Raw genomic sequence first — 26,460 nt, forward strand, 5'->3', positions numbered from 1 at the left:
GACGCGGTGATCGACGTGCGCAACCCGTACGACGGCACGCTGGTCGGCACCGTGCCGAAGGCGACGCTGGACGACGTGCGGCGCGCGTTCGCGGTTGCACGCGCCTACCGGCCGACGCTCACCCGCCACGATCGCGCGGCGATCCTGCGCCGCGCGGCCGATATCGTGCGCGCGCGCACCGCCGAGATCGCGGCGGTGATCACGGCCGAGGCCGGCCTGTGCATCAAGGATTCGACCTACGAAGCGGGCCGCGTTGCCGATGTGCTGACGTTCGGCGCCGGCGAAGTGCTGAAGGACGACGGGCAGATCTTCTCGTGCGACCTGACGCCGCATGGCAAGAAGCGCCGCGTGTACACGCAGCGCGACCCGCTGCTCGGCGTGATTTCCGCGATCACGCCGTTCAACCATCCGATGAACCAGGTCGCGCACAAGATCGTGCCGTCGGTGGCGACCAACAACCGGATCGTCGTGAAGCCGTCGGAGAAGGTGCCGCTGTCGTGCTACCTGTTCGCGGACATCCTGTACGAAGCGGGCCTGCCGCCGCAGATGCTGCAGGTCGTCACCGGCGATCCGAGGGAGATCGCCGACGAGCTGATCACGAACCCGGCGATCGATCTCATCACGTTCACGGGCGGCGTCTCGATCGGCAAGTCGATCGCGTCGCGGATGGGCTACCGGCGCGCGGTGCTCGAACTCGGCGGCAACGATCCGATCATCGTGATGGAAGATGCCGACCTCGACGAAGCGAGCACGCTTGCGGTGTCGGGCTCGTACAAGAACTCGGGGCAGCGCTGCACCGCGATCAAGCGGATGCTCGTGCACGAGGCGGTGGCCGATCGCTTCACGGCGCTCGTGGTCGAGAAGACGCGCGCGTGGTCGTACGGCAATCCGGCCGATCCGTCGGTGGACATGGGCACGGTGATCGACGAGGCGGCCGCGAAGTTCTGCGAGCAGCAGGTGAACGACGCGATCGCGCGCGGCGCGCGGCTGCTGGCCGGCAACGTGCGCGACGGCGCGCTGTACGCGCCGACGGTGATCGACCGCGTGACGCCCGACATGCCGGTCGTGAAGTACGAGACCTTCGGCCCGGTATCGCCGATCATGCGCTTTCGCGACATCGACGAAGCGATCCGGATGTCGAACAGCACCGACTATGCGTTGTCGTCGTCGGTCTGCACGAACCGCTTCGACCACATCACGCGCTTCATCACCGAGCTGGAAGTCGGTAGCGTGAACGTGCGCGAGGTGCCGGGCTACCGGCTCGAACTGACGCCGTTCGGCGGCGTGAAGGATTCGGGGCTCGGCTACAAGGAAGGCGTGCAGGAAGCGATGAAGAGCTTCACGAATACGAAGACGTATTCGCTGCCCTGGTAAGCGGCGTGTAAGCCGCGCGCGCCGGCCGGCGGCCGGTGCGCGCGTTATTCGATCGGCTCATATCGTTAGCCGATTTGCGTTTTTGCCGGACTACGGCGCATCGGTAGAATTCGCGGACCTCTCGAACGGCACTCGCATGCCGCGGGATCATTCCCTTCAATCATTCGGGGTCCGTACCATGAAATTCCTTCGCTCCATCCTGGTCGTGGCATTGCTGCAGGCCGTCGCGGCCACCAGCGCGCTGGCTGCCGACGACCTGTCGCAGATCAAGTCGTCCGGCGTGTTCCGGGTCGGCACCGAAGGCACGTATGCGCCGTTCACGTACCACGACGAAACCGGCAAGCTGACGGGCTTCGACGTCGATATCGCGACGGCGATCGCGCAGCGTCTCGGCGTGAAGCCGGAGTTCGTCGAAGGCAAATGGGACGGGCTGATCGCGGGCCTCGACGTGAACCGCTACGACGCGGTCGTCAACGAAGTGTCGATCACCGACGCGCGCAAGGCGAAGTACGATTTCTCGACGCCGTACATCACGTCGCGCGCGGTGCTGATCGTGCGTGCGGACAACACGACGATCCGCTCGTTCGACGATCTCAAGGGCAAGAAATCCGCGAACACGCTGACCAGCAACTTCGGCAAGCTTGCCGCCGCGCACGGCGCGGACGTGGTGCCCGTGCAGGGCTTCAACGAATCGATCGACCTGCTGAGCTCCGGCCGCGTCGATGCGACGATCAACGATTCGCTGTCGTACCTCGATTTCCGCAAGCACAAGCCGGACGCGAAGCTGAAGATCGCGGCGACCGACACGGGCGGCGCGAGCGACGCATCGGGCGTGCTGCTGCGCAAGGGCAGCCCCGCGCTGGTGGCGGCGATCGACAAGGCGCTCGCGGACATCAAGGCCGACGGCACCTACGCGAAGATCTCGCAGAAGTACTTCGGCCGCGACGTGTCGCAGCCGTGACGCGAGGCTGAACGATGCCGGCCTGGCTTCATCTGATGGCGGAATCGCTGCGGCCGCTGCTGGTCGCGGGGCTCGTGTTTACGGTGCCGCTCACGCTCGCGTCGTTCGCGATCGGCCTGCTGCTCGCATTCGGCGCGGCGCTCGCGCGGCTGTTCGGGCCGCGCTGGGCGCAGGCCGTCGTGCGTTTCTACATCTGGCTGTTTCGCGGCTCGCCGCTGCTCGTGCAGTTGTTCGTGATCTTCTACGGGCTGCCGAGCGTCGGCATCGTGCTCGATCCGCTGACCGCCGCCGTGATCGGCTTCTCGCTGAACGTCGGCGCCTACAACGCCGAGGTGATCCGCGGCGTGATCGAATCGATCCCGAAGGGGCAGTGGGAGGCCGCGTATTCGATGGCGATGACGCGTGCGCAGGCGCTGCGCCGCGCGATCCTGCCGCAGGCCGCGCGCGTCGCGCTGCCCTCGCTGTCGAACTCGTTCATCTCGCTCGTGAAGGACACGTCGCTCGCGGCGGTGCTGACCGTGCCGGAGATATTCCAGGCCGCGCAGCGGATCGCGGCCGTGACCTACGAGCCGATGATTCTCTATACGGAAGCCGCGCTGATCTATCTGCTGCTCAGCTCGGTGCTGTCCACGCTGCAGCGTCGCCTCGAAACCCGTTTCGGCCGTCACGCGCTGTTTCAGGCGGAATTGCGATGATCCGGCTCGAACGTATCGACAAGTCGTTCGGTCCGCACCGCGTGTTGCACGGGATCGACCTCGCGTTGCAGCCGGGCAGCGTGACTGCGCTGATCGGGCCGTCCGGCAGCGGCAAGAGCACCCTGCTGCGTTGCGTGAACCTGCTTGAAGTGCCCGAGACGGGGGCGCTCACGGTCGGCGACGCCCGCATCGACTTCTCGCCGGCGCACCGGCCGGCACGCGACGCCGTGTTCGCCGTGCGCCGCCAGACCGGCATGGTGTTCCAGAACTTCCAGCTGTTCCCGCATCTGAGCGTCGTGCAGAACGTGATGGAAGGGCTCGTCACCGTGCAGCGCTGGCCGCGCGAACGGGCCCGCGAGCGGGCGCTCGCGCTGCTGGACAAGGTCGGCATCGCCGACAAGGCCGATGCGTGGCCCGCGACGCTGTCGGGCGGTCAGCAGCAACGCGTCGCGATCGCGCGTGCGCTCGCGCCGTCGCCGCAGGTGCTGCTGTGCGACGAGCCGACGTCGGCACTCGATCCGGAACTGTCCGTCGAGGTGGTCGAGGTGCTCCGTCAACTCGCGCGCGAGGGCACGACGATGCTGATGGCGACGCACGACCTGCGCCTGGCCGCGTCGATCGCGCAGGATGCGGTGTTTCTCGCGCAGGGGCGGGTCGTCGAGGCCGGTGCGTCGCGCGACCTGTTCCGCGATCCGCGCGATCCGCGCACCGCGAAGTTCATCTCGACGCTCGCCCAGGGCGTGCCGGTGTTCTGACGCGATCCGCTCGAGCGCGGCGCGTTCGAAACGGCCGACGGCCGGTTCGCGTGGCGGCCCGACGTGTGCGCGGCCACGTGCCGGCGTGATGCGGCCCTACCTGGCTTCGACCAGTGTTTGCGAAGCGGCGATTTCCCGCGCGGGCGGCGGTACGGCCGCTCCGGGTCGGTGTCGGGCGTCGATGGGGGGGGCACGTGCCGGAATGGGCGTCGCACGAAGCCGGCGGCGGTCCGGCAACAACGATGCGTGAGCCGCTGCGATTGCCGTGCCGCGCGCGGGCAGCGTGCGCGGGTGGTCATGGCGCGGTTTCGTGCGGACGATGGTGATGGTCCGGCCACAGCGTCACGGCGACGAGCAGCCCGACCGCGAGGAGCGGCGCACCGATCGCGAGCAGGATGGCCGTGAGGCCCCAGTGATCCCAAAAGCGGTCGACGACGGCGCGTTCGGGCGTGTCCGGGTCGTACAGCACATCCACCGCTTCGCCTTCGTGCAGGCCCTGATGCGACGCCGTCGCGCCTTGGGCGAAGGTGATCCGGCGTCCGCTGTCGGTCGTGAACGCCACGACCGTTGCATGCGGGGACAGGCTTGCGCGGGACGACCGCGCGTGATTCGCGATCTCGACGACATGGCCGGTCGAGTGCTCATAGCCGTGGACGATCTGCCACTGTCGCAGGCCGGCCGCGCCGGCGCCGGCGACGAAGCCCGTGCCGATCGCGATCGGAATCAGCACGATGGCGATATCCCAGCGGCGCCGCGCCGGCCTCGGTGCGGCCTGGGTCGGCGGGGTATCGGCGTGCAGCCGGTGCCGCTTGCCGGCGATCAGCAGGCCGCCGATCGCGAACGACGCGACGGCGAGCAGCGCCGCTGCCGCGGCCGGAAACCAGCGTTGCACGAAATCGTCGATCAGTGCGGGGCGCTCGGGATGGGCGGGGTCGAGCAGGATGTCGACGTTCTCGCCGATATCGTAGGCGGGGACGGTCGACGCGGTATTGCCCGCGATCTCGCGGCGCTGGCCGTCGTTCGCGAGGTACGCGACGATCGGCCGGTACGCGCGCATCGTGTCGCTGTCCTGCACGATGCGCACGACCGTGCCCGGCGTACGGGCCAGATGGCCGGTTGCCTGGCCGGCCAGGGCGGCGAATACGCCCGCCAGCACGAGCAGGACGGCGCCGAGCGCCAGCGCGACGAGCGCGTCCTTACCCGGCGCGACCGGATCCGGTTCGTGCGACGCCCGGCGAAGGCCGGGATGTTCGGGCGCGTGGCGTGTCCCGACGGGCGGTCCGATATCGGCGCAACCAAGCCCTCTGAATGGTCGCGTCTCGTTTACATGCTTCCATGTCTGACGTCCCATGTTCTCTCAGTGCCGGCGGGTAAGCGACAGTGTCTGCGCCGGTCGTGTGATATTTGTCGGACGATTCTAGCGGAAACGATGCGCAACGGGCGTGCGACAGGGTCCCGTGACAAGGGCGCGGCGAGCGGTCTTGCGCAGGGAGCGTGCGGGCGATGGCCGATGCGTCGGCCGTCGCGTTCGCGGACGGGCAGATTGGCGGATAGACGATGCGTGCGATTCGCTTGCGCGCCGTCGACGATGGCGTTCCCTTCGACTTCGTCGCTATCGATGGCCGCGTCGCTGAAGCAGCGACCAGGCCGGATTGGGCGGAGTAGCTGGAACAGGGCTCGAGCGGCCCGGCTTCGCGATATTGCGAGGCGAACCCGCGGACGCTACGCAATGGTTTCGCCGTCCGGATGCGAACCGTGCCGGGTACGTTGATTGATCAGCAACTGATTGCCCGATGTGGGGTTTCGCTGAATCGTAATTGTTCTACCTGCATTCGGGCTATTGAGTTCCTGCTGCTTTGAGCCCTGGTGGATGACTTGCTGGATCTGCTTCCATCGATTCAGGGTGGCGTCGTCAGGAACGCCCTCCAGCATCAGCGATCGGCACCCGGCCCGATCGACGGCGATTTCCTTCTGGATGAGAGTCTGATTCGACGAACCGGTGGATTCGTAGTGGTATTGACACGACCCGTCCGGCATCCGGGTTCCGATCTGGATGTACTTTCTGTAGCTTTTCCAGGTCTTGGGGTCCGGGTAATGGAAATCCGTGACGCCCGGGCTGTTCAGGAACGACTGAATCTGACCGGGGCTGTCGATTTCAGGATCTTTTTCCGCCCAGGCATGCAGGGAAAGAACGGCCATCAGCGCGAGAATGAAACGCTTCATGCTCTGGACCCCCGGTATCGGTCGTGATTTTTTTGAATCGGTCGGCGCACGCATCGAGTCGGGCTTGCGCCCTGATCACGCGCACCGCGTCGATGAGGCGCTGCCATCGTAAGGCTGCATCGTGTGACGGCGCGTCAACATCGAAGGATAGTTCTTGGAGAATCGCGTGGCGGACATTCTCGGTGGCGATTGGCGCGGCGAGGGTGGTGCGGTGCCTGCAATCGCGAAGGGATGAGCTGGATGAGGCGGGGTGGGGTGCGACAGGGCGATTCGGCCGGGAGCGTTGCGAGATGCTCGCGCGGTGTCGAGCCTGCTGACGCATTGACCGGAAACGAAAACGCCCCGGACAAAGGAAAAAGCCCGGTCAGCTTTCGCTAACCGGGCTTCGGAATTCCTGGTGGGGCGTGAGTGACTCGAACACTCGACCTACGGATTAAGAGTCCGCTGCTCTACCAACTGAGCTAACGCCCCCAACAGAAGAAAGATTATGCATGAGCATTTCGGGCTTGGCAAGCCTTTTCTGCAAATTTCCTCAAATATTTCGTCACGACAACGGCAGCTGTCGCCGCGGTAACGATCGGTCGCAGTTTGCGGGCTCCCGGTATGATGACGCCACACGTATTGCGCGGCGGTCGCGCAATGCTTTCTGGACTTTCCAAGATGGACGAAAACGCAGTCCGCGAATTGCTGGATCGCCTGCTGGCCCCGTGGGTCCGCTCGCTCGGTCTGGTCCCCGTGTCGATCGGCGACGACAGCGTCACGCTGCGCCTGCCGTTTTCCGGCGAATTCCGCCATTCGGGCGGCGTGATCTGCGGCCAGGTGTTCACGGCGGCCGCCGACACCGCGATGGTGGTCGCGATCTCCGCCGCGCTCGGCGAGTTCCGGCCGATGACGACCGTGTCGCTGAACACGAACTTCATGCGTCCGGTGCGCAAGGGCGACGTGCTCGTCACCGCGCGCGTGTTGCGGATGGGCCGCAACCTCGTGTTCGGCGAAGTCGAGCTGTTCGACGAGGACGGCAAGATGGCCGTCCACGCGACGTCGACCTACGCGCTCGTCGGCTGAGCGGCGCGATGTTCGACCAGATCGTCTTTGCGGGTGGCGGCAATCGCTGCTGGTGGCAGGCCGGCTTCTGGGACGTCGCGCAGCCGGCGCTCGGCTTGCGCCCGCGCGTGATCGCCGGCATCTCGGCCGGCGCGGCGACCGCCTGCATGTTGTATACGCGGGACGCCGCATGGGTGATGCGCTATTACGAGGAGGCGCTGCGCCACAACCGGAAGAACGCGTACTGGGGCAACCTGTTCGGTCGGGAACCCGTGTTCCCGCATTACCGGATTTACCGCCAGGCCCTGCTCGACATCTACGGCGAGCCGTTCGCGAAGCTCGCGGCGGCGCCGGAGATCCGCATCGGCGTGTCGCACGTGCCGCGCTGGCTCGGCGCGCGCAGCGCGGTCGCCGCCGGCCTGGTCGCCTACAACATCGAAAAGTACGTGCGCAAGACGCTGCACCCGACGCTCGGGCGCACGCTCGGCTTCCGGCCCGAGTTCGTGCGCGCGCAGGCCTGCACGCAAGTCGACGAACTGGCCGACCTGATCCTGCAGTCGTCCTGCACGCCGCCGTTCACGCCGGTGCTGCGCCGCGGCGGCCGGCCCGTGCTCGATGGCGGGATGGTCGACAACGTGCCGGTCGGCGCGCTCGACCCGTCGCCGGGGGACGTGCTGGTGCTGGTCACGCGGCTGTACCCGCGCCCGCAGATGTTTACGGTCGCGCATGGCGACCAGCGGCGGCTGTACGTCCAGCCGTCGAGCAAGGTGCCGATTTCGAGTTGGGATTACACGAGCCCGTCGCAGATGCGGCATGCGTACGATCTCGGGCGGCGCGACGGCGAGCATTTCCTCACGCGCGTCGGCGCGATGACGGGCGGCCGCGCGGCGGCCTGACGGCGAGGCGGGCGAAACGGAGCCGCGCAGGGTGCGCGGCCCGGGCGATCAGCGCTTGCGGATCGGCGTCAGCGCTTCCGGGTTGGCGACGCTAGACATGTCGCCCTGGTCGAACGCCAGGATGTTCCGGAATGCCGCGCTGAAGTAGAGCTCGTAGCTTTCGCGCTCGACGTAGCCGATGTGCGGCGTGCAGATCACGTTCTCCATCCGCAGCAGGCTGTAGCCCTGCAGGATCGGCTCGCTCTCGAACACGTCGATCGCGACCATCCCCGGGCGGTTGTGCGACAGCGCGTTGACGAGCGCATTTTCCTCGAGCAGTTCGGCGCGGCTCGTGTTGACGAGCAGCGACGTCGGCTTCATCCGCATCAGGTCTTCCTGCTTCACGATCCCGCGCGTGTCGTCGTGCATGCGCAGGTGCAGCGACAGCACGTCGCTCTGCTCGAACAGCGCTTCGCGGCTCTCGGCGGCGGTGTAGCCGTCGGCGCGCGCGGCCTCGAGCGAATGCTCGCGGCCCCAGATCAGCACGTTCATCCCGAACGCCTTGCCGTAGCCGGCGACGAGCCGGCCGATCTTGCCGTAGCCCCAGATGCCGAGCGTCTGGCCGCGCAACACCTGGCCGAGGCCGAAGTTCGGCGGCATGGCCGACGTTTTCAGGCCCGACTGCTGCCACGCGCCCTGCTTCAGGTTCGCGACGTACTGCGGAATGCGCCGCTGCGCGGCCATCACGAGCGCCCAGGTCAGTTCGGCGGGGGCGATCGGCGAACCCGTGCCCTCGAGCACCGCGACGCCCCGGTCGGTACAGGCGTCGAGATCGATGTGACTCGAAATGCGGCCGGTCTGGCTGATCATGCGCAGGTTCGGCAGCTTGGTGAGCAGTTGCGACGTGATCGGGGTGCGCTCCCGGATCAGCACGAGCGCCTCGACTTCCGCCAGACGGCTGGCGAGCTGTCCCAATCCGCGCACCGTGTTGTTGAAGACCTTCACGTCGTGGTCGGCAAGCATCTCGAAGCAGTTCAGCTTGCGGACGGCGTCCTGGTAGTCGTCGAGAATGGCAATTTTCATGGTGTGCGGGTGTCGCGCGTTGAAAGCGGCAGTGGCGGCGGCGCACGTCGCGCACTCCGTACCGCCCGGCCGGGGCCGACATGATGCATCGTCGGCCGCCTCCATGGTGTCTTTTTAACAGGTTGTTACGCTCCGCCGCAATTGGCGGCGGCCTGATCCGGAAGCCCTCGGCCGCGGGCGGCGGGGTGCGCTGTTGTGTCGCATCAAATATGTCTTTCCTGATTCGCCCGCTTACTCGACGAGGTTCACCCAATTGTTGCTTCAATCAGAATAATTGGATCAACTATCCGCAGAGGGCGAGGATTTTTGACTATTTTTATCGTCAACCGGGGCCTTGTTGAGCAACTCTGCATCATTTCCGCTGTCGTAGGAGAATTACGCATTTGCTTCATCTTTTTGAAGTTGTAACAGCGGCAGGAGTCGTCTATGGATCATTTGCAGTCGATGCGCGTGTTCGTCAAGGTTGCAGATCTCGGCAGTTTCGCGCGGGCCGCGAGCGCAATGGATATCTCCAACGCGGTCGCGACGCGTCACGTCGCCGATCTGGAGGGCAGGCTCGGCACGCGCCTGCTTAACCGCACCACACGCAGCCTTTCCCTGACGGAGTCGGGCCAGGTGTACCTGGAGCGGGCTCGCCAGATCCTCGATGAGCTCGAGGACGTCGAGCAGATGGTTGTCGCGCGCAATCACGAGCCGGTCGGCACGTTGCGCATCGTCGCGCCGGTCGTGTTCGGCCTGCACAACCTCGCGCCCGTGCTGCAGTCGTACACGGAGAATTTCCCGAAAGTGGTGCCGGATCTCACGCTGGTCGATCGCCAGGTCGATCTCGTCGAGGAAGGCTTCGACGTGGGCATCGTCGTCACGCGCCAGATGCGCAGCGCGAGCATCGTCACGCGGCGGCTCACCACGGGCTGCATGACCGTGTGCGCGACGCCGAGCTATCTGGAGAAGCACGGCGTGCCGACCCATCCGGAGCACCTCGCCGAGCACCCGAGCCTGAGCCTGCCGACCGAATACTGGGGCGACGAGCGCGTGTTCACGGGGCCGGACGGCGAAGTGCGGGTGCGCCCGACTAACGTGATCGTCGCGAACAACACGGCGATGCTGCGCCAGTTCGCGCTGCTCGGGATGGGCGTCGCGATCCTGCCGAGCTACCTGATCGGCGGCGACATCGCACGTGGCGCGCTGGTGCGGCTGCTGCCGGATTTCCGGCTGCCGCAGGTCGAGATCAACATCGCCTACCCGAGCCGGCGCCATTTGCCCGCGAAGGTGCGCACGTTCATCGACCACCTCGTCGAGCATTTCAGCCACTCGACCGACGCGACGATGGGCGAGCAGTGGGCCGCGCAGAGCACGGCGCTCGCGCCGATCGGCGTCGAGACGCGTGCGGAGCAGCCCGAAGCGGCCGACCCGAACCTGTCGCCGCGCCTGCCGCGTTCGCCGCGCGCGCGCGTCGCGGCGCCGTCGCCGCTGTAATGGCGCGACGGCCGGGCGGCGCTTGCCGCCGGCACAAAGAAAAACGCGGATCGAGCGATCGATCCGCGTTTTTTTATGACTGACTGACGGAGCCCGACGTGCCCGGGGGCGCCGTCGGCCGGGGTGTTACGAGCCCGTCTTGCGCGCCGTGGTCTTGCGGGCGGCGGTCTTGCGAGCCGGTGCCGGTTTCTCTTCCGCGCCTTCCGTCACGGTTTCGGCATCCTTCGTCGCCGATTTGGCCGTCTTCTTCGCGGCGGCGGCCTTCGGCTCCTTCTTCTCGAACTCGAAGCCGATCTTGCCGTCCGGCTGCTTCACGAGGAATGCCTTGAAGTTGCGGCCCGTGCGCGACGACTTGAAGTTCGGCAGCAGATCCGTGCGGCCGTCGGCAAGCAGCTTGCCCATCTGCTCGCGCGTGATTTCCTGCTGCAGGATCACCTTGCCCGAGCGGAAGTCGCAGGTCTTCGGATTAGCGACCGAGTGCTCGCACACATAGCTCATCCCGTGCTCGAACACGCGGCCCTTGCACTTCGGGCACGCGCCGACCGGCTCCTGCGCGGAGAAGTCGGGCGCTTCGCCTTCCTCGCCGCCCGTGTCCTGGCCGAAATCGAATTCGAGCTTGTAGTTCTTCGTCTCGTCGTCGAACGACAGCTTCAGGATCGCCGAGAACGGGCGGCCCATCTTGCTGCGGAAGCCGGACAGCGGGCCGATTTCCTTCTTCTGCAGCAGCTCCTCGACTTCCGGAATCTCGAATTGCCGGCTGCCCGGGATCTTCGAGATCGAGAACTCGCACTTCGTGCACGCGAAGCGGCGGTAGTTTTCCTTCACCTGGCCGCCGCAGTTCGGGCACGGGGTCTCGAGCGTCGCGTAGTCGCCGGGGATCGTGTCGGAATCGTATTCCTTCGCGCGCTTGACGATCTGCTGCGTCATGCGGGCGATCTCCTGCATGAACGCTTCGCGCCCGAGATTGCCGCGCTCCATCTGCGACAGCTTGTATTCCCATTCGCCGGTGAGTTCGGGAGCGGTCAGCTCCTTCACGCCGAGCCCGCGCAGCAGCGTCATCAGCTGGAATGCCTTCGCGGTCGGGATCAGCTCGCGCCCTTCGCGCAGCAGGTATTTCTCGCCGAGCAGGCCTTCGATGATCGCCGCGCGCGTGGCCGGCGTGCCGAGCCCCTTCGCGGCCATCGCCTCGCGCAGCTCGTCGTCCTCGACGAGCTTGCCCGCGCCTTCCATCGCGGACAGCAGCGTCGCTTCCGAGTAACGTGCGGGCGGCTTCGTCACGAGCGCGACGGCGGCGATTTCGTCCGTCTTCACCTTCTCGCCCTTCTGCACCGGCACGAGGTTCGCATCCGCGCCTTCGGCGTCGCGGCCGTACACCTGCAGCCAGCCCGGCTCGACGAGCACCTTGCCTTCGGTCTTGAAGTGATGGCCGGCGACTTCGGTGATCCGCGTCGTGACGCGGAATTCGGCGGCCGGGAAGAACACGGCGAGGAAGCGCTTCACGACCATGTCGTACAGCTTCTGCTCCGGCTCGGACAGCGACTTCGGCGCCTGCAGCGTCGGGATGATCGCGAAGTGGTCGCTGATCTTCGAGTTGTCGAAGATCCGCTTGTTCGGCTTCACCCAGCCCTTGTCGAGCACCTGCTTCGCATGCGGCAGGTAGTTGTGGCTCTCCTTGAGCATCTCGAGCGTGGACTGGACCGTCGACAGATAGTCTTCCGGCAGCGCGCGCGCATCGGTACGCGGGTAGGTCAGCACCTTGTGCTTTTCATACAGCGCCTGTGCGAGGCCGAGCGTGTTCTTCGCCGAGAAGCCGAATCGGCTGTTCGCCTCGCGCTGCAGGCTCGTCAGGTCGAACAGCAGCGGCGACAGCTGGGTCGACGGCTTCGATTCCTCGCTGACCGTGCCGACCTGGTCGCGGCAGGCGGCGACGATCGTTTCGGCGGCCGGCAGGGCCCACAGCCGCGAGTCGCGCTTTTCCGGATCAAATTCGTCCCGCTTGAATTTCGGGTCGAACCATTTGCCTTCGTAGAAGCCGCCCGCGCAGGCGAATTCGGCTTTCACTTCCCAGTAGTCGCGCGGGATGAAACGGCGGATTTTCTCTTCACGTTCGACGACGATCGACAAGGTTGGCGTCTGAACGCGGCCAACCGTCGTCAGGAAGAAGCCGCCGCCCTTGCTGTTGAACGCGGTCATCGCACGGGTGCCGTTGATCCCGACCAGCCAGTCGGCTTCCGAGCGGCAGCGTGCGGCGTCGGCGAGCGGCTGCATGTCCGTGTCGCTGCGCAGGTTCGCGAAGCCGTCGCGGATCGCCTGCGGGGTCATCGACTGCAGCCACAGGCGCTGGACCGGCTGCTTCGCCTTCGCGTGCTGCGCGATCAGGCGGAAAATCAGCTCGCCCTCGCGCCCCGCGTCGCATGCGTTGATCAGGCGGTCGACGTCCTTGCGCTTCATCAGCTTGGTGAGCACCTTGAGGCGCGACTCGCTTTTTGCGATCGGGTTCAGGTCGAAATGCGGGGGGATGACGGGCAGATGCGCGAAGCTCCATTTCCCGCGCTTGACCTCGTACTCTTCCGGGGCGGCGATTTCCAGCAGGTGGCCGACAGCGGACGAAAGGACGAAATCGTCGCTCTCGTAATACTCGTCATGCTTGGTAAAGCCGCCCAGAGCGCGTGCGATGTCGTTCGCGACAGAAGGCTTTTCCGCAATGATCAGTGCTTTGGACATGACAGGTGTGTGTTGGTAGACCGGGTTCGCCGGTTGTGGGTCCCTTTTACGACCGCTTTATAGCACACGCCGCAGCGATGGCGGCTCAGCGTGTAAAAAGCGGGTCATCATAGAGGGGGGGCGCACCGGCGGCAAGCGCCTGCCTCGGTGGAGCGCGCAAACGCGCGACAAACCGCCGGGCCGGCCCGTGAATTCAGGCTTCGACGGCCAGGATGTTGCGCAATTTCGGTGCGTGCGGCGCACCGGGCACCGCGCTCAGGTCGGACAGCATCCGCTCGACGATCGCCGCGTGCGGCAGCACCGTGCCGAAGAAGCGTGCGGTGTGGGTGTCTTCGATCAGGATCGTCGGGAAGTTCTCGACGTCGAGATCGTCGAGCCGGTCGGCATGCGTTTCGATGTCGATCCAGGCGAAGCAGGCGTCCGGGTGCGCGTCGGCGAGCCGGTCGAAGGCTGCCCGGTAGTCGCGGCACGTGCCGCACCACTCGGCGCACAGGCAGGCGACGAGCAACGCGCCGGGGTCGGCGAGGCGCTCGGCGATCCGATCCGCATCGGTGTCGAGATTCAGCGCGGGCATGGATTTCCTTGGGTATCGTCGGCGGCGTGGCCGCTCTATGCGGGGGAATGTAGCACGCCGTGTGCGGGCGGGGTGGGCGCTGCGTCAAGCCGCGCGAAGCGTCCGCCGGGGAGGCTCGCGACGCGGCCGGCCAGCTCCAGCGCGAGCAGCGCGCGGTGCAGCACGTCGTCGGGCAGGCCCGCGTGCTCGGCAAGCCATTCATATGTGACGGGGCCGTATCCCAGTGCGGCAAGCACGGACTGCTCGGACGGGCTGCCCGGCGGCGGCGCTCCGCTTCGGGAGGAGGCGGTAGCCGCGGCGGCGGGGGCGGCTTGCGCGACGCCCGCGGCTTCGGTTGCGTGGCTGGCGCCTGACTCCGCCTCCTGATGTGCCGGATGCGACGCCTGGCCTGACGGGCGCGCGGGCGGCTCGCCCAGCCCGTATTCCTCGAGGATGTCGAGCGGTGCCGCCGTGAGCTTCGCGCCGTCGCGGATCAGCGCATGGCAACCCTGCGCGAGCGGCGCGTGGATCGAGCCCGGCATCGCGAACACGTCGCGCCCCAGCTCGTTCGCGAGGCGCGCGGTGATCAGCGAGCCGGAACGCGGGGCGGCCTCGACGACGAGCGCACCGATCGCGAGCGCGGCGATCAGCCGGTTGCGTTGCGGGAAATGCGCGGCGCGCGCGGGCGTGCCGAGCGGCCATTCCGACACGATCGCGCCGTGTGCGGCGATCTCGTGGGCGAGGGGGCGGTGTCGCGCCGGATAGACGAGATCGGCCCCCGTCGCGATCACCGCCACCGTGCCGGACCGGCCGTCGAGCCCGCCGCGATGCGCGGCGCCGTCGATCCCGAGCGCGAGGCCCGAGACGATCGCGAGCCCCGCGTCGGATAACGTGCGCGCGAAGCGCGTCGCGTCGGCGAGCCCCTGGGGCGTCGCGTGGCGGCTGCCGACCACCGCGAGGCCGCGCGCATGCAGCAGGTCGAGCCGGCCCTTTACATATAGCAGCGGCGGCGGATCGTGCAGGTCGCGCAGCCGCGGCGGGTAGGCCGGATCGTTGAGCGTGACGAGCGCGTTGCCCGGCCCGTCGAGCCACGCGAGCGCGGCGTCGGTGCGGGCGTCGAGATCGTCGCGCAGGTTCGCGCGCACGGCCTGCGCGGCAGCCGGGCCGGCGACGGCGGCGATGGCCGGGTCGGACGCGCGCAGCAGCGCCTCCGGCGAGCCGAACGCATCGAGCAGCGCCTGCAGCATGGCGGGCGCGAGACCGGGCGCATGCGCGAGCTGCAGCCAGGCGCGCAGCGCGGAGGCGGTCAGCGCTTGCGGCGACATGAGGCTCCCCTCGAATGCGGCCGCCAGCGGACCGCGTGGCGCCATGATAAAATTTTCATCATCCGAAATACTCGACAGGGCCGTGCGCGCAGGCGCCCGGCCAATTGCAGGAGGCGCGATCCGCGGCATTGATTCGCCGCGCATCCGCCTCATCTTCATTGCATCCCGGCGGCGGCGCCAGCCGGCCGGATGGCCGATGCGGCACGCCGCTCCACCGAATACCGAACGCCATGGCTTTGCTCAACATTCTTCATTACCCCGACAAGCGGCTGCACAAGGTCGCCAAGCCCGTCGCCAAGGTCGACGACCGGATCCGCAAGCTCGTCGCCGACATGGCCGAGACCATGTACGCGGCGCCCGGCATCGGCCTGGCGGCCACGCAGGTCGACGTGCACGAACGCGTGATCGTGATCGACATCTCCGAGGAGAAAAACGAACTGCGCGCGTTCATCAACCCCGAGATCGTGTGGTCGAGCGACGAGAAGCAGATCTACGAAGAGGGCTGCCTGTCGGTGCCCGGCATCTACGACGAAGTCGAGCGTCCCGACCATGTGCGCGTGCGTGCGCTCAACGAGCAGGGCGAGACCTTCGAGCTCGACTGCGAAGGCCTGCTCGCCGTCTGCGTCCAGCACGAGATGGATCACCTGATGGGGCGCGTGTTCGTCGAATACCTGTCGCCGCTCAAGCAGACGCGCATCAAGACGAAGATGAAGAAACTCGAACGCGCGATGTGACGCGCGTTCACCCTGCCCGACCCCGAACGCTGTCATGACCCATACGTTGCGCGTGATTTTTGCCGGCACGCCGGAATTTGCCGCGGCTGCCCTTGCCGCGATCCACGAGGCCGGTTTTCCGGTGCCGCTCGTGCTCACCCAGCCCGATCGCCCGGCCGGCCGCGGGATGAAACTGCAGGCGAGCGCCGTGAAGCGCTATGCCGTCGAACACGGGATGCCCGTCGCGCAGCCGACCTCGCTGCGCCGCGCGGGCAAGTACCCGGTGGAGGCGGCCGATGCGATCGAGCTGCTGCGTGCGACGCCGCACGACGTGATGGTGGTGGCCGCGTACGGCCTGCTGCTGCCGCAGGAGGTGCTCGACATTCCGCGTGCCGGCTGCATCAACATTCATGCTTCGCTGCTGCCGCGCTGGCGCGGCGCCGCGCCGATCCATCGCGCGATCGAGGCCGGCGACGCCGAGACGGGCGTCACGCTGATGCAGATGGACGTCGGTCTCGACACCGGCGCGATGATCGAGGAGGCGCGCGTCGCGATCGCCGCCGACGAGACGACCGCGACCCTGCACGACCGGCTCGCGGCCGAAGGTGCGCGGCTGATCGTCGACGCGCTCGTGCAACTCGAGCGCGACGGCGTGCTGTCGGCGACGCCGCAGCCGGCCGACGGCGTGACCTACGCGGAAAAGATCGGCAAGCACGAAGCGGCGCTCGACTGGCGCAAGCCGGCCGATGCGCTCGCGCGCCAGGTGCGTGCGTTCGATCCGTTCCCGGGCGGCGTTGCGACGCTCGACGGCGCGGCGATCAAGCTGTGGGCCGCCGAGGCCGTGGCGGCGCGCGGCGACGCGGGGCCGGGCACGATCGTCGAAGCCGGGCCGGAAGGCGTGATCGTCGCGTGCGGCAGCGGTGCGCTGCGCGTCACGCAACTGCAGAAGCCGGGCGGCAAGCGGTTGCCCGCGCGCGAATTCCTGGCCGGTTCGCCGCTCGCCGCGGGCCAGCGCTTCGCGCTGCCCGAATCGCCCGACGCGGCCTGACCGTCGTTCGCGGGGCCTGCCGGCCCCGTGCCATCGGCCGGACGGCCGAGTCGCGCGCCGCGGCCGGCGCGCGTAGAATTTCCGTGCGCTCTCCGGTTTCGAGGTTTTCATGTTCGGCATCACCCATTTCGGTTTCTTCGTGCTGGCGGTTTTCCTGCTGAATGTCACGCCCGGCCCCGACACCGCCTATATCGTCGGCCGCAGCGTCGCGCAGGGCCGCGGCGCGGGGCTGATGTCGGCGCTCGGCATTTCGGCCGGCTGCTGCGTTCACGCGCTCGCCTGTGCGTTCGGCCTCACGGCGCTGCTCGCGGCGTCGGCTGCCGCGTTCACGGTGATCAAGCTGGTCGGCGCGGCCTACCTGATCTACCTCGGGGTGCGGATGATCGTCGCGAAGCAGGCGGCCGCGCCGTCGGGCACGGCGGCCGCCCAGGCCGCGAAGCCGCTGCGCCAGTTGTTCATGCAGGGCTTCTGGACCAACGTGCTGAATCCGAAGGTCGTGCTGTTCTTCGTGTCGTTCTTCCCGCAGTTCGTATCGGCCGACAGCCCGCACAAGGCATGGGCGTTCCTGACCCTCGGTGCGGTGTTCGTCGCGATGAGCACGGCGTGGACCAGCCTGGTCGCCTGGGTCGCGGGCAGCGTCACGCAGCGCTTTTCCGGCCGGCCTGGCGTCAGGAAGTGGCTCGACCGGACGGTCGGCAGCGCTTTTGTGGGCCTCGGCCTGCGTCTTGCAACTTCGCAACGCTGAGATTGAATTTTTCCGGCAAGACCTTATCTAACAAATCGCTTACAATTTTTCCGCCGCGCCTCTCGATGGCCGGCGGGTCCCCTGACGGATAAGGAGTGGGTATGTTCAATTGGGTCAAAACGGCGATGCTGATGGCCGCGATCACGGCCCTGTTCATCGTGATCGGCGGGATGATCGGCGGCTCGCGCGGCATGACGATCGCGCTGCTGTTCGCGCTCGGCATGAATTTCTTCTCGTACTGGTTCTCCGACAAGATGGTGCTGCGCATGTACAACGCGCAGGAAGTCGACGAGAACACCGCGCCGCAGTTCTACCGGATGGTGCGCGAGCTGGCCACGCGCGCGAACCTGCCGATGCCGCGCGTCTACCTGATCAACGAAGATGCGCCGAACGCGTTCGCAACGGGCCGCAACCCCGAGCACGCGGCGGTGGCCGCGACGACGGGCATCCTGCGCGTGCTGTCGGAGCGCGAGATGCGCGGCGTGATGGCGCATGAGCTCGCGCACGTGAAGCACCGCGACATCCTGATCTCGACGATCACCGCGACGATGGCGGGTGCGATCTCGGCGCTCGCGAACTTCGCGATGTTCTTCGGCGGGCGCGACGAAAACGGCCGGCCGACGAATCCGATCGCGGGTATCGCGGTTGCGCTGCTCGCGCCGATCGCCGGTGCGTTGATCCAGATGGCGATTTCGCGGGCGCGCGAGTTCGAGGCGGACCGCGGCGGCGCGCAGATCTCCGGCGATCCGCAGTCGCTCGCCACCGCGCTCGACAAGATCCATCGCTATGCGGCGGGCATTCCGTTCCAGGCGGCCGAGGCGCACCCGGCCACCGCGCAGATGATGATCATGAACCCGCTGCACGGCGGCGGCCTGCAGAATCTGTTCTCGACGCACCCGGCCACCGAGGAGCGCATCGCGCGCCTGATGGAGATGGCGCGTACCGGCCGCTTCGATTAAGCACGGGCGCCCGCGCGGCGATTGCCGCGCGGGGCCGCCACGCCACCCCGCACGCTTCGCGCTGCGGGGTGTTTCATTTGTGCGCGCGGTAACGGGGCCAAAGGAGCTGCATGGCCGCACGCTACAATGCTCGGTTTGGGATCGCAGGGCCACGCGGGCGCCGCGATCCCGCTGCCTGCCAAGTTGGCATGCCGCCTGTTTGCCGCGCCTGTTTGCCGATTTTGCTCCGATGACACGAACCCGTTCCTCCGCCCCGTCTCCTTCCGGCCGCCCGGCGCGCCTGTCCGCGCTGCATCTTGCGCCCGATTCGCTCGGCTTCGCGCTCGACGCGGCCGCGCAGGCGGTCGACGCGGTGCGGCGGGGCACCGCGTTGCCGGCGGCCCTCTCGGCGGTATTCGCGCAGATGCCGTCCGGCGCGCAGGCGCTCGCGCGCGGGGCGACGCAGGACGTCGCGTACCGGACGATGCGTCGTCTCGGCAGCGCGGACTGGCTGATCGGCCGGCTCGTCAGCAAGGCGCCGCCCGCACACGTGCACGCGGTGCTCGCCGGCGCGTTCGCGCTGCTGCTCGACCCGGCGGACGAGGCCGCATATCCGGCGTTTACGGTGGTCGACCAGGCCGTCACCGTGATCGGCGCGCGCCGCGAATATGTGTTCGCGAAGGGGTTGGTCAACGCGGTGCTGCGCCGTTTCCTGCGCGAGCGCGACGCGCTCGTCGCGGCGATGCGGGACGACGTCGTCGCGCGCTGGAATTACCGCGCATGGTGGGTCGACGCGGTGAAGCGCGCGTGGCCCGACGCATGGCAGGCGATCCTCGCGGCCGGCGAGCGCCAGGGGCCGCTGACGCTGCGCGTGAATGCACGCCGCGCGAGCGTCGACACTTATCTCGATACGTTGCGTGCGAGCGGAATCGAAGCGACCGCGATCGGCCGGCATGCGGTGCGGCTCGCGTCGGCGCTGCCGGTCGAGCGCATTCCGGGGTTTGCCGACGGCGTGGTGTCGGTGCAGGACGCCGGCGCCCAGCTCGCGGCCGAATGGCTCGGCGCACGCGACGGCATGCGCGTGCTCGACGCCTGCGCGGCGCCCGGCGGCAAGACCGGCCACGTGCTCGAACTGGCGCGTGCGGAAGTCGTGGCGCTCGAAAGCGACAAGGCGCGCGCGGCGCGCATCGGCGAGAACCTCGTGCGCCTGTCGCTCGAAGCGGAGGTGCGCGTCGGCGATGCGGGCGCGCCCGACACGTGGTACGACGGGCGCCCGTTCGACCGCATCCTCGCCGATGTGCCGTGCTCGGCGTCCGGCATCGTGCGGCGGCACCCCGACATTCGCTGGCTGCGCCGCGAGGCCGACATCCCGGCGCTCGTCGCGGAGCAGCGCCGCATCCTGGCAGCGCTGTGGCCGCTCGTGAAGCCGGGCGGCGAATTGCTTTACGTGACCTGTTCGATCTTCCCCGAAGAAGGCGAATGGCAGGCCCGCTGGTTTGAAGCGGCCTGTGAAGATGCGGTACGATTGGACGCCCCCGGCCAACTGCTGCCGGGCGGCATGCAGGGAGGGGCCGCCGCCGGCGCACTCGACCAGAACACCGATCACGACGGATTTTTCTACGCGCGGTTTCAGAAACGGTGACGATCAAACACCTTTTTCCACTTCGGCTCGCGGCCGTCCTGATGGTCGCGCTGGCGCTGTGCCTGGCCGTCGTCCGGCCGGCGCATGCCGAGTCGATCGCCGTGCAGCGTGCGTCGCTCCAGGCCGACGGCAGCGGCTGGAGCCTCGACGCCCGCTTCGATTTCGACCTGAATCCGAGCCTCGAGGATGCCGTCAACAAGGGCATTCCGCTGTATTTCACGACCGACTTCGAGCTGAGCCGCGCACGCTGGTACTGGTTCGACGAGCAGCCGGTGTCGGTGTCGCAGACGATCCGCCTGTCGTTCCAGCCGCTCACGCGCGAGTACCGCGTGTCGACCGGCGGCCTGCAGCTCGGTTTCCCGTCGCTGAAGGACGCGCTCGCGGTCGTCAGGCACATCACGTCGTGGCACGTGATCGACCGCAACCAGGTGCGCTCGGGCGAAACCTACACGGCGTCGGTGCGGATGCAGCTCGATACGGCGCTGATGCCCAAGCCGTTCCAGGTCGATGCCGTGAACAACCGCGACTGGACGCTCGGATCGGACTGGAAGCGCTTCAACTTCACGGTGACCGAACGTGCTAAATAAAGTGCGCCGCGCGGCCAGCGGGAAGAGCCTCCTCGTTCGCGTGATCGTCTCGACCGTCGCGCTCACCGCGTTGCTGCTGCTCGTGCTGCTCGCGGCCGCGAGCGCGAACACCGAATTCTTCGACCGCTACTATTCGTGGCTGTACGCGATGAACATCGTCGTCGCGCTCGTGTTCCTGCTCGTGGTGCTCGGGCTGATCGGGATGATCGTCGTGCGCCTGCGGAAGGGCAAGTTCGGCACGCGGCTGCTCGCGAAGCTCGCGGTGTTCTTCGCGCTCGTCGGCGTGGTGCCGGGCGGGATCATCTACATCGTGTCGTACCAGTTCGTGTCGCGCAGCATCGAGTCGTGGTTCGACGTGAACGTCGAGACGGCGCTGACGGCCGGCCTGAACCTCGGCCGCGGGATGCTCGATGCGTCGCTGTCCGATCTGCAGACGAAGGCGCGGCTGATGTCCGACCAGCTCGCGAGCGCCGACGCGAACACGAACGGCACGACGCTCACGCTGCTGCGGCTGCGCGACCAGTTCGGCGTGCAGGATGCGACGATCGTCGAGCCGAGCCGCGCCGGCTCGGGCGCGGCGCCCGACCTGCACATCGTTGCGCAGGCGTCGGGCAATTTCGCGGCGCTGATCCCGGACGACCTGCCGACGTCGCTGATGCTGAGCCAGGCGCGCGAACACGGCGCGTACGCGGCGATCGAGGGCGAAGTCGACGGCGACCCGCGTGCGCACGGCGCGAAGGGCGCGCTGCGGTTGCGCGTCGTCCGGCCGATTCCCGATGCGACGACGTCGCTGCTGCAGCCTGCCGAGCGGTTCCTGCAGCTCACGCAGCCGGTGCCGCCCACGCTCGCGCACAACGCGGACGCCGTGCAGCGCGCGTATCGCGAGTACCAGGAAAAGTCGCTCGGCCGCACGGGGCTGCGCAAGATGTACATCGGCACGCTGACGCTCGCGCTGTTCCTCGCGACCTTCATCGCGATGATGCTCGCGCTCGCGCTCGGCCAGCAGCTCGCGCGGCCGCTGTTCCTGCTCGCGCAGGGCACGAAGGAAGTCACGGAAGGCGACTACACGCCGAAGCGCGAGATCAAGACGCGCGACGAGCTCGGCTTCCTTACGCAGTCGTTCAACGCGATGACGCGCCAGTTGTCCGAGGCGAGGCTCGCGGTCGAGAAGAACCGCGTCGCGCTCGAGCATTCGAAGACCTATCTCGAGAGCATCCTCGCGAACCTGACGGCCGGCGTGTTCGTGCTCGACCGCCAGTTCCGGCTGACCACGGCCAACCGGGGCGCCGAGCGGATCTTCCGGCAGCCGTTCAACGCGCTGATCGGCACGACGCTCGACCGGATCGGCGTGGCCGCGGGCTTCGGTGCGATGGTGCGCAAGGCCTTCGCCGATCGCGAGGCGGCATCCGACGGCGGCAGCGGCGATCGCGGCCACTGGCAGCAGCAGTTCGCGATCGAGGTGCCGGGCGAAACCGAGCCGCTGACGCTGCTCGTGCGCGGCACGCGCCTCGTGTCGACGGTCGAGGGGCAGGCCGACGATCCGCAGACGTCCGGTTACGTCGTCGTGTTCGACGATATTTCCGACGTGATTTCCGCGCAGCGTTCGGTTGCGTGGGGCGAGGTCGCACGGCGGCTCGCGCACGAGATCAAGAATCCGCTGACGCCGATCCAGCTGTCGGCCGAGCGGCTGCAGATGAAGCTGTCCGACAAGCTCGCGCCGTCCGATGCCGACGTGCTCAAGCGCGGCGCGACGATGATCGTCAACCAGGTGGCCGCGATGAAGCGGATGGTCGACGATTTCCGCGAATATGCGCGCACGCCGCCGGCGGTGCTCGCGAACCTGCAGCTGAACGAACTGGCGAGCGAGGTGCTCGGGCTGTACGGTGTGGGCGAAGGCAAGAGCGCGATCGTCGCAGAGCTCGCGCCGTCGCTGCCGGTGATTCGCGGCGACGCGACGCAATTGCGCCAGGTGATTCACAACCTGCTGCAGAATGCGCAGGATTCGGTCGCGGAGACGGCGCATCCGCGTGTGTTGATCGAAACCAAGACAGTAGAATATGGCGATCCCGACGCCGAGGGGAAAACGCGCGTCGCGGTACGTCTCACCGTGTCCGACAACGGGCCCGGTTTTCCGGCGCGCATCCTGACTCGCGCGTTCGAGCCTTATGTGACCACGAAGGCGAAGGGCACGGGGCTGGGGTTGGCCACGGTCAAGAAGATCGTCGACGAGCACGGTGCGCGGATCGATCTGCGCAATCGCATGCACGGCGAGACCGTCGAGGGTGCGCAGGTGTCGATCCTGTTCCTGCAGATGGCGAGCGATGCGCCAGGCGCCGAATCGGGCGTGCAGGACGGGGCGGCCCCCGCCAAGACAAAAGCAAGTGAGCAGACAAAGGCAGCGTAAATGGCAACCATCCTGGTGGTAGATGATGAAATGGGCATCCGGGAATTGCTCTCGGAGATCCTCAGCGACGAAGGACACGTCGTCGAGGCCGCGGAGAACGCGCAAGCCGCGCGGGAATACCGGTTGAATCAGGCGCCCGATCTCGTGCTGCTCGATATCTGGATGCCCGATACCGACGGCGTGACGTTGCTCAAGGAGTGGGCGGCGCAGGGGCTTTTGACGATGCCGGTGATCATGATGTCCGGGCACGCGACGATCGATACGGCGGTCGAGGCGACCAAGATCGGCGCGCTCGATTTCCTCGAGAAGCCCATCGCGCTGCAGAAGCTGCTGAAGTCCGTCGAGCACGGTCTCGCACGCGGTGCGGCGCCGGTGTCCGCCGGTGCGGCGGCGAAGGCCGGCGCCGGGCAGGCTTCGGGGCCGGCGGCGGTGGCGTCGGCAGCCGCGCTGCCGATGCTCGGCGACGACATGGCGTCGGCGCTCGGCGTCGCGGGACAGACGGCCGCGATCCCGTTCGACATCCCGCTGCGTGAAGCGCGCGATGCATTCGAGCGTGCTTACTTCGAGTATCATCTGGCGCGCGAGAACGGCAGCATGACGCGCGTCGCGGAGAAGACGGGCCTCGAGCGCACGCACCTGTATCGCAAGCTCAAGCAGCTCGGAGTCGAGCTCGGCAAGAAGCCGTCCGAAGGCGCCGTATAAAATATTTTGCGAAAACACTTGATCAAGTGAAGAAGGGTGGATATACTTTCTCTTCTTCGTTGGCCCGGTAGCTCAGTTGGTAGAGCAGCGGATTGAAAATCCGCGTGTCGATGGTTCGATTCCGTCCCAGGCCACCAGCAGTTCCAACCCCAAGAATCGGAAGGTTCTTGGGGTTTTTCGTTTGTGGTGGGGTTTGCGTGCCGTAGGCGCCGTGCCCGGCAGCATTCGTGGGGGCATGATAAAATCCGTGTCCGCTCAATGACTTAGCGCATCGCTTCAAGCGCGCGGCCGGCTGCCATCGTGGCGCCGCCGCGGCACGCGGCAACGATGCCGCGCGATGGGCGGTATAAGCGCTCCGCCGCGTTCGCGGCCGATCGCGCTGCCTATACTGGTCGAGCCGGCGCAGGCCGGCACGCGTCGGGCCGCCCGGCGGCAGCCGGCCCCGGGGCGCAGCGCGACGCGAGCCTACACATTCACGGAGTATCACGGTGATTCGGACAGACGCTAAAGACGGCGCGCTCGTGTTGTTTTCCGGCGGGCAGGACTCGGCCACGTGCGTGGCATGGGCCCTCGAACGCTACCAGACGGTCGAGACGCTCGGCTTCGATTACGGCCAGCGCCATCGCGTCGAGCTCGAGTGTCGCGAAGGCGTGCGCGAAGCGCTGAAGCGCCGGTTTCCCGCGTGGTCCGACCGGCTCGGCGACGATCACATGGTCGACCTGTCGGTGCTCGGCGCGATCAGCGACACCGCGATGACGCGCACGATCGAGATCGAGACGGCGGCCAACGGCCTGCCGAACACGTTCGTGCCGGGCCGCAACCTGCTGTTCATGACGATCGCCGCGGCGATCGCCTATCGCCGCGGGCTGCGCGTGCTGGTCGGCGGGATGTGCGAGACGGATTTTTCGGGCTACCCCGACTGCCGCGACGACACGATGAAGGCGCTGCAGGTTGCGCTGAACCTCGGGATGGACACGCGCGTTGTGCTCGAGACGCCGCTGATGTGGCTCGACAAGGCGCAGACGTGGCAGCTCGCGGAGCAGCTCGGCGGCGAGGCGCTCGTCGAACTGATCCGCGTCGAGACGCACACGTGCTACGTGGGCGAGCGCGCGGAGCTGCACGACTGGGGCTTCGGCTGCGGCGAGTGCCCGGCCTGCAAGCTGCGCAAGCGCGGCTACGAGGCCTACCTGAAGGGCGAGCGGGTGACCGAAGCGCCGCTGTGACGCGGGCGTGCCGGCAGCGCCCGGCGAATGACGGATTCTGATCGACAACGAGTGGCGCGAGCCGGACGAAGGACGATGACTTACGCGGTCAAGGAAATTTTCTACACGTTGCAGGGCGAGGGCGCGAACGCGGGCCGGCCGGCCGTGTTTTGCCGGTTCGCCGGCTGCAACCTGTGGTCGGGCCGCGAAGAGGATCGTGCGGAGGCCGTATGCCGCTTCTGCGACACGGACTTCGTCGGCACCGACGGCGAGAACGGCGGCAAGTTCAAGGACGCCGACGCGCTCGTCGCGACGATCGCCGGCCTGTGGCCGGAAGGCGAGGCGCACCGCTTCGTCGTCTGCACGGGCGGCGAGCCGATGCTGCAGCTCGACCAGCCGCTCGTCGATGCGCTGCATGCGGCGGGCTTCGAGATCGCGATCGAGACCAACGGTTCGATGCCGGTGCTCGAGTCGATCGACTGGATCTGCGTGAGCCCGAAGGCCGACGCGCCGCTCGTCGTCACGAAGGGCAACGAGCTGAAGGTCGTGATCCCGCAGGACAACCAGCGGCTGGCCGAGTATGCGAAGCTCGACTTCGAGTATTTCCTCGTGCAGCCGATGGACGGCCCGTCGCGCGATCTCAATACGAAGCTCGCGATCGACTGGTGCAAGCGTCATCCGCAGTGGCGCCTGTCGATGCAGACCCACAAATACCTGAACATTCCCTGAGCCACGGCTTTTGACATCGTGCTGATTACCCGAAAACTCGAATTCGACGCGGGCCACCGCATTCCCGATCACCGCAGCCAGTGCCGGAACCTGCACGGCCATCGCTACGTGCTCGAAGTCACGCTGCGCGGCGATCTCGTCGATACCGAGGGGGCGCCCGACCGCGGCATGGTGATGGATTTCGCCGACGTGAAGGCGCTCGCGATGGAGCACCTGGTCGGCAAGTGGGACCACGCGTTCCTGGTCTACGCGCGCGACGAGGTCGTGCGCTCGTTCCTCGAGCAGATGGCCGACCACAAGACCGTCGTGATCGACCGGATTCCGACCGTCGAGAACCTCGCGGCGATCGCATTCGACATCCTCGCGAACGTGTACGACGCGCACTACGGCGTGAACCTGCGCCTCGAGCGCGTGCGCCTGTACGAAACGCCGAACTGCTGGGCCGACGTCGAGCGCCAGCCCGGCCGCTGATCCTGCCTTCCCGGCAGCCCCGCCGGCCGGCGCGGGCTGCCTGCCGCCGCCTCCGGCGGCTTCGTTCCGCCCCGTTCCCCGTCCGTTCCCACATTCCGCGTAACGCCGCGCTATGATCGTTGCGTGGCGCCCGGAAACGCAGTGGCGCGCCGGCGCGCGGCCCGCACTGTCAGATTGGCCGCCCACGGCCG

Annotated in this window: 24 protein-coding genes and 2 tRNA genes; 19 read left to right on the forward strand and 7 right to left on the reverse strand. The window is 67.4% G+C overall.

The annotated features are described in order from the left end of the window. The 4 genes from phnY to GQ56_RS0116165 all read left to right on the forward strand — a co-directional run. On the forward strand, positions 1 to 1,374 hold a 1,374-nt coding region (phnY, locus tag GQ56_RS0116150; RefSeq protein ID WP_031399640.1), incomplete at its 5' end, for a phosphonoacetaldehyde dehydrogenase. 178 nt (positions 1,375 to 1,552) lie between these two features. Continuing rightward, the gene (locus tag GQ56_RS0116155; protein WP_031399641.1) at positions 1,553 to 2,335 is read left to right on the forward strand and encodes an amino acid ABC transporter substrate-binding protein; all 783 of its coding nucleotides are present in this window, start codon (positions 1,553 to 1,555) and stop codon (positions 2,333 to 2,335) included. Between the two features lie 14 nt (positions 2,336 to 2,349). After that, positions 2,350 to 3,030 carry an amino acid ABC transporter permease gene (locus tag GQ56_RS0116160; RefSeq protein ID WP_031399642.1) on the forward strand — a complete coding sequence of 227 codons (681 nt, stop codon included), beginning with the start codon at positions 2,350 to 2,352 and terminating at the stop codon, positions 3,028 to 3,030. Next, positions 3,027 to 3,785 carry an amino acid ABC transporter ATP-binding protein gene (locus GQ56_RS0116165; RefSeq protein WP_031399643.1) on the forward strand — a complete coding sequence of 253 codons (759 nt, stop codon included), beginning with the start codon at positions 3,027 to 3,029 and terminating at the stop codon, positions 3,783 to 3,785. Before GQ56_RS0116160 ends, GQ56_RS0116165 begins: the two co-directional genes overlap by 4 nt. Before the next feature lie 295 nt (positions 3,786 to 4,080). Here the strand turns inward: GQ56_RS0116165 and GQ56_RS0116170 are convergent, their stop codons facing one another. The 3 genes from GQ56_RS0116170 to GQ56_RS0116180 all read right to left on the reverse strand — a co-directional run bounded on the left by GQ56_RS0116170 (position 4,081) and on the right by GQ56_RS0116180 (position 6,479). Continuing rightward, positions 4,081 to 5,136, reverse strand: a complete 1,056-nt coding sequence (locus GQ56_RS0116170; protein ID WP_031399644.1) for a DUF3592 domain-containing protein — start codon at positions 5,134 to 5,136, stop codon at positions 4,081 to 4,083. Positions 5,137 to 5,507: 371 nt separating this feature from the next. Next, positions 5,508 to 6,008, reverse strand: a complete 501-nt coding sequence (locus tag GQ56_RS0116175) for a hypothetical protein (protein WP_031399645.1) — start codon at positions 6,006 to 6,008, stop codon at positions 5,508 to 5,510. Positions 6,009 to 6,403: 395 nt separating this feature from the next. After that, positions 6,404 to 6,479 (reverse strand) — tRNA-Lys (locus GQ56_RS0116180). Between the two features lie 189 nt (positions 6,480 to 6,668). Between GQ56_RS0116180 and GQ56_RS0116185 the strand changes: the two genes are divergently transcribed. After that, the gene (locus tag GQ56_RS0116185; RefSeq protein WP_031399646.1) at positions 6,669 to 7,073 is read left to right on the forward strand and encodes a PaaI family thioesterase; all 405 of its coding nucleotides are present in this window, start codon (positions 6,669 to 6,671) and stop codon (positions 7,071 to 7,073) included. Between the two features lie 8 nt (positions 7,074 to 7,081). Beyond that, the gene (locus GQ56_RS0116190; protein WP_031399647.1) at positions 7,082 to 7,948 is read left to right on the forward strand and encodes a patatin-like phospholipase family protein; all 867 of its coding nucleotides are present in this window, start codon (positions 7,082 to 7,084) and stop codon (positions 7,946 to 7,948) included. 48 nt (positions 7,949 to 7,996) lie between these two features. On the opposite strand, the gene GQ56_RS0116195 is transcribed toward GQ56_RS0116190, so the two are convergent. After that, positions 7,997 to 9,010, reverse strand: coding sequence for a D-2-hydroxyacid dehydrogenase family protein (locus tag GQ56_RS0116195; RefSeq protein ID WP_031399648.1), 1,014 nt, complete (start codon positions 9,008 to 9,010; stop codon positions 7,997 to 7,999). Positions 9,011 to 9,436: 426 nt separating this feature from the next. On the opposite strand from GQ56_RS0116195, the gene GQ56_RS0116200 reads away from it, so the two are divergent. Continuing rightward, positions 9,437 to 10,486: a LysR family transcriptional regulator gene (locus tag GQ56_RS0116200; protein WP_031399649.1), complete on the forward strand. Its 1,050-nt coding sequence runs from the start codon at positions 9,437 to 9,439 to the stop codon at positions 10,484 to 10,486. Positions 10,487 to 10,612: 126 nt separating this feature from the next. Here GQ56_RS0116200 and GQ56_RS0116205 read toward each other — a convergent pair whose 3' ends face one another. The 3 genes from GQ56_RS0116205 to dprA all read right to left on the reverse strand — a co-directional run bounded on the left by GQ56_RS0116205 (position 10,613) and on the right by dprA (position 15,133). After that, positions 10,613 to 13,210 (reverse strand): DNA topoisomerase III, encoded by a 2,598-nt coding sequence (locus tag GQ56_RS0116205; RefSeq protein ID WP_031399650.1) that lies wholly within the window; start codon positions 13,208 to 13,210, stop codon positions 10,613 to 10,615. Between the two features lie 193 nt (positions 13,211 to 13,403). Beyond that, entirely contained in the window at positions 13,404 to 13,784 is a 381-nt protein-coding gene (locus tag GQ56_RS0116210; RefSeq protein ID WP_031399651.1) for a thioredoxin family protein, read from the reverse strand. A gap of 35 nt (positions 13,785 to 13,819) precedes the next feature. Next, positions 13,820 to 15,133 (reverse strand): DNA-processing protein DprA, encoded by a 1,314-nt coding sequence (gene dprA, locus GQ56_RS0116215; RefSeq protein WP_031399652.1) that lies wholly within the window; start codon positions 15,131 to 15,133, stop codon positions 13,820 to 13,822. A 185-nt stretch (positions 15,134 to 15,318) separates the two neighbouring features. Here dprA and def point away from each other — a divergent pair, with 185 nt between their 5' ends. The 12 genes from def to queD all read left to right on the forward strand — a co-directional run bounded on the left by def (position 15,319) and on the right by queD (position 26,269). Beyond that, positions 15,319 to 15,822 (forward strand): peptide deformylase, encoded by a 504-nt coding sequence (gene def / locus GQ56_RS0116220; RefSeq protein ID WP_031399653.1) that lies wholly within the window; start codon positions 15,319 to 15,321, stop codon positions 15,820 to 15,822. A 34-nt stretch (positions 15,823 to 15,856) separates the two neighbouring features. After that, positions 15,857 to 16,849: a methionyl-tRNA formyltransferase gene (gene fmt / locus GQ56_RS0116225; RefSeq protein WP_031399654.1), complete on the forward strand. Its 993-nt coding sequence runs from the start codon at positions 15,857 to 15,859 to the stop codon at positions 16,847 to 16,849. Between the two features lie 109 nt (positions 16,850 to 16,958). Further along, on the forward strand, positions 16,959 to 17,594 hold the full coding sequence (locus GQ56_RS0116230; protein WP_031399655.1) for a LysE family translocator: 636 nt from the start codon (positions 16,959 to 16,961) through the stop codon (positions 17,592 to 17,594). A 101-nt stretch (positions 17,595 to 17,695) separates the two neighbouring features. Beyond that, positions 17,696 to 18,553, forward strand: coding sequence for a zinc metalloprotease HtpX (gene htpX, locus GQ56_RS0116235; protein WP_031399656.1), 858 nt, complete (start codon positions 17,696 to 17,698; stop codon positions 18,551 to 18,553). Positions 18,554 to 18,782: 229 nt separating this feature from the next. Next, positions 18,783 to 20,174: a 16S rRNA (cytosine(967)-C(5))-methyltransferase RsmB gene (rsmB, locus tag GQ56_RS0116240; protein WP_031399657.1), complete on the forward strand. Its 1,392-nt coding sequence runs from the start codon at positions 18,783 to 18,785 to the stop codon at positions 20,172 to 20,174. Beyond that, positions 20,171 to 20,761, forward strand: a complete 591-nt coding sequence (locus tag GQ56_RS0116245) for a DUF4390 domain-containing protein (protein ID WP_031399758.1) — start codon at positions 20,171 to 20,173, stop codon at positions 20,759 to 20,761. Before rsmB ends, GQ56_RS0116245 begins: the two co-directional genes overlap by 4 nt. Continuing rightward, positions 20,751 to 23,165: a sensor histidine kinase EsaS gene (gene esaS, locus GQ56_RS0116250; RefSeq protein WP_031399658.1), complete on the forward strand. Its 2,415-nt coding sequence runs from the start codon at positions 20,751 to 20,753 to the stop codon at positions 23,163 to 23,165. Before GQ56_RS0116245 ends, esaS begins: the two co-directional genes overlap by 11 nt. Next, positions 23,166 to 23,867, forward strand: a complete 702-nt coding sequence (esaR, locus tag GQ56_RS0116255; protein WP_031399659.1) for a response regulator transcription factor EsaR — start codon at positions 23,166 to 23,168, stop codon at positions 23,865 to 23,867. It begins immediately after the preceding gene. A gap of 61 nt (positions 23,868 to 23,928) precedes the next feature. Beyond that, positions 23,929 to 24,004: transfer RNA gene (locus GQ56_RS0116260), tRNA-Phe, on the forward strand. Between the two features lie 351 nt (positions 24,005 to 24,355). Further along, positions 24,356 to 25,090: a 7-cyano-7-deazaguanine synthase QueC gene (gene queC / locus GQ56_RS0116265; protein ID WP_031399660.1), complete on the forward strand. Its 735-nt coding sequence runs from the start codon at positions 24,356 to 24,358 to the stop codon at positions 25,088 to 25,090. Positions 25,091 to 25,165: 75 nt separating this feature from the next. Continuing rightward, positions 25,166 to 25,798, forward strand: a complete 633-nt coding sequence (gene queE / locus GQ56_RS0116270) for a 7-carboxy-7-deazaguanine synthase (protein WP_031399661.1) — start codon at positions 25,166 to 25,168, stop codon at positions 25,796 to 25,798. An 18-nt stretch (positions 25,799 to 25,816) separates the two neighbouring features. Next, positions 25,817 to 26,269 (forward strand): 6-carboxytetrahydropterin synthase QueD, encoded by a 453-nt coding sequence (gene queD, locus GQ56_RS0116275; protein WP_021163975.1) that lies wholly within the window; start codon positions 25,817 to 25,819, stop codon positions 26,267 to 26,269. Positions 26,270 to 26,460 lie beyond the last annotated feature (191 nt).

This window comes from Burkholderia paludis (genome assembly GCF_000732615.1).
Taxonomy (GTDB): domain Bacteria; phylum Pseudomonadota; class Gammaproteobacteria; order Burkholderiales; family Burkholderiaceae; genus Burkholderia; species Burkholderia paludis.

Bases quoted from the DNA above. Each gene is read 5' to 3' on its own strand.
- GQ56_RS0116155 (WP_031399641.1), top strand. From the start codon at position 1,553: ATGAAATTCCTTCGCTCCATCCTGGTCGTGGCATTGCTGCAGGCCGTC.
- GQ56_RS0116160 (WP_031399642.1), top strand. From the start codon at position 2,350: ATGCCGGCCTGGCTTCATCTGATGGCGGAATCGCTGCGGCCGCTGCTG.
- GQ56_RS0116165 (WP_031399643.1), top strand. From the start codon at position 3,027: ATGATCCGGCTCGAACGTATCGACAAGTCGTTCGGTCCGCACCGCGTG.
- GQ56_RS0116170 (WP_031399644.1), bottom strand. From the start codon at position 5,136: ATGGGACGTCAGACATGGAAGCATGTAAACGAGACGCGACCATTCAGA.
- GQ56_RS0116175 (WP_031399645.1), bottom strand. From the start codon at position 6,008: ATGAAGCGTTTCATTCTCGCGCTGATGGCCGTTCTTTCCCTGCATGCC.
- GQ56_RS0116185 (WP_031399646.1), top strand. From the start codon at position 6,669: ATGGACGAAAACGCAGTCCGCGAATTGCTGGATCGCCTGCTGGCCCCG.
- GQ56_RS0116190 (WP_031399647.1), top strand. From the start codon at position 7,082: ATGTTCGACCAGATCGTCTTTGCGGGTGGCGGCAATCGCTGCTGGTGG.
- GQ56_RS0116195 (WP_031399648.1), bottom strand. From the start codon at position 9,010: ATGAAAATTGCCATTCTCGACGACTACCAGGACGCCGTCCGCAAGCTG.
- GQ56_RS0116200 (WP_031399649.1), top strand. From the start codon at position 9,437: ATGGATCATTTGCAGTCGATGCGCGTGTTCGTCAAGGTTGCAGATCTC.
- GQ56_RS0116205 (WP_031399650.1), bottom strand. From the start codon at position 13,210: ATGTCCAAAGCACTGATCATTGCGGAAAAGCCTTCTGTCGCGAACGAC.
- GQ56_RS0116210 (WP_031399651.1), bottom strand. From the start codon at position 13,784: ATGCCCGCGCTGAATCTCGACACCGATGCGGATCGGATCGCCGAGCGC.
- dprA (WP_031399652.1), bottom strand. From the start codon at position 15,133: ATGGCGCCACGCGGTCCGCTGGCGGCCGCATTCGAGGGGAGCCTCATG.
- def (WP_031399653.1), top strand. From the start codon at position 15,319: ATGGCTTTGCTCAACATTCTTCATTACCCCGACAAGCGGCTGCACAAG.
- fmt (WP_031399654.1), top strand. From the start codon at position 15,857: ATGACCCATACGTTGCGCGTGATTTTTGCCGGCACGCCGGAATTTGCC.
- GQ56_RS0116230 (WP_031399655.1), top strand. From the start codon at position 16,959: ATGTTCGGCATCACCCATTTCGGTTTCTTCGTGCTGGCGGTTTTCCTG.
- htpX (WP_031399656.1), top strand. From the start codon at position 17,696: ATGTTCAATTGGGTCAAAACGGCGATGCTGATGGCCGCGATCACGGCC.
- rsmB (WP_031399657.1), top strand. From the start codon at position 18,783: ATGACACGAACCCGTTCCTCCGCCCCGTCTCCTTCCGGCCGCCCGGCG.
- esaR (WP_031399659.1), top strand. From the start codon at position 23,166: ATGGCAACCATCCTGGTGGTAGATGATGAAATGGGCATCCGGGAATTG.
- queE (WP_031399661.1), top strand. From the start codon at position 25,166: ATGACTTACGCGGTCAAGGAAATTTTCTACACGTTGCAGGGCGAGGGC.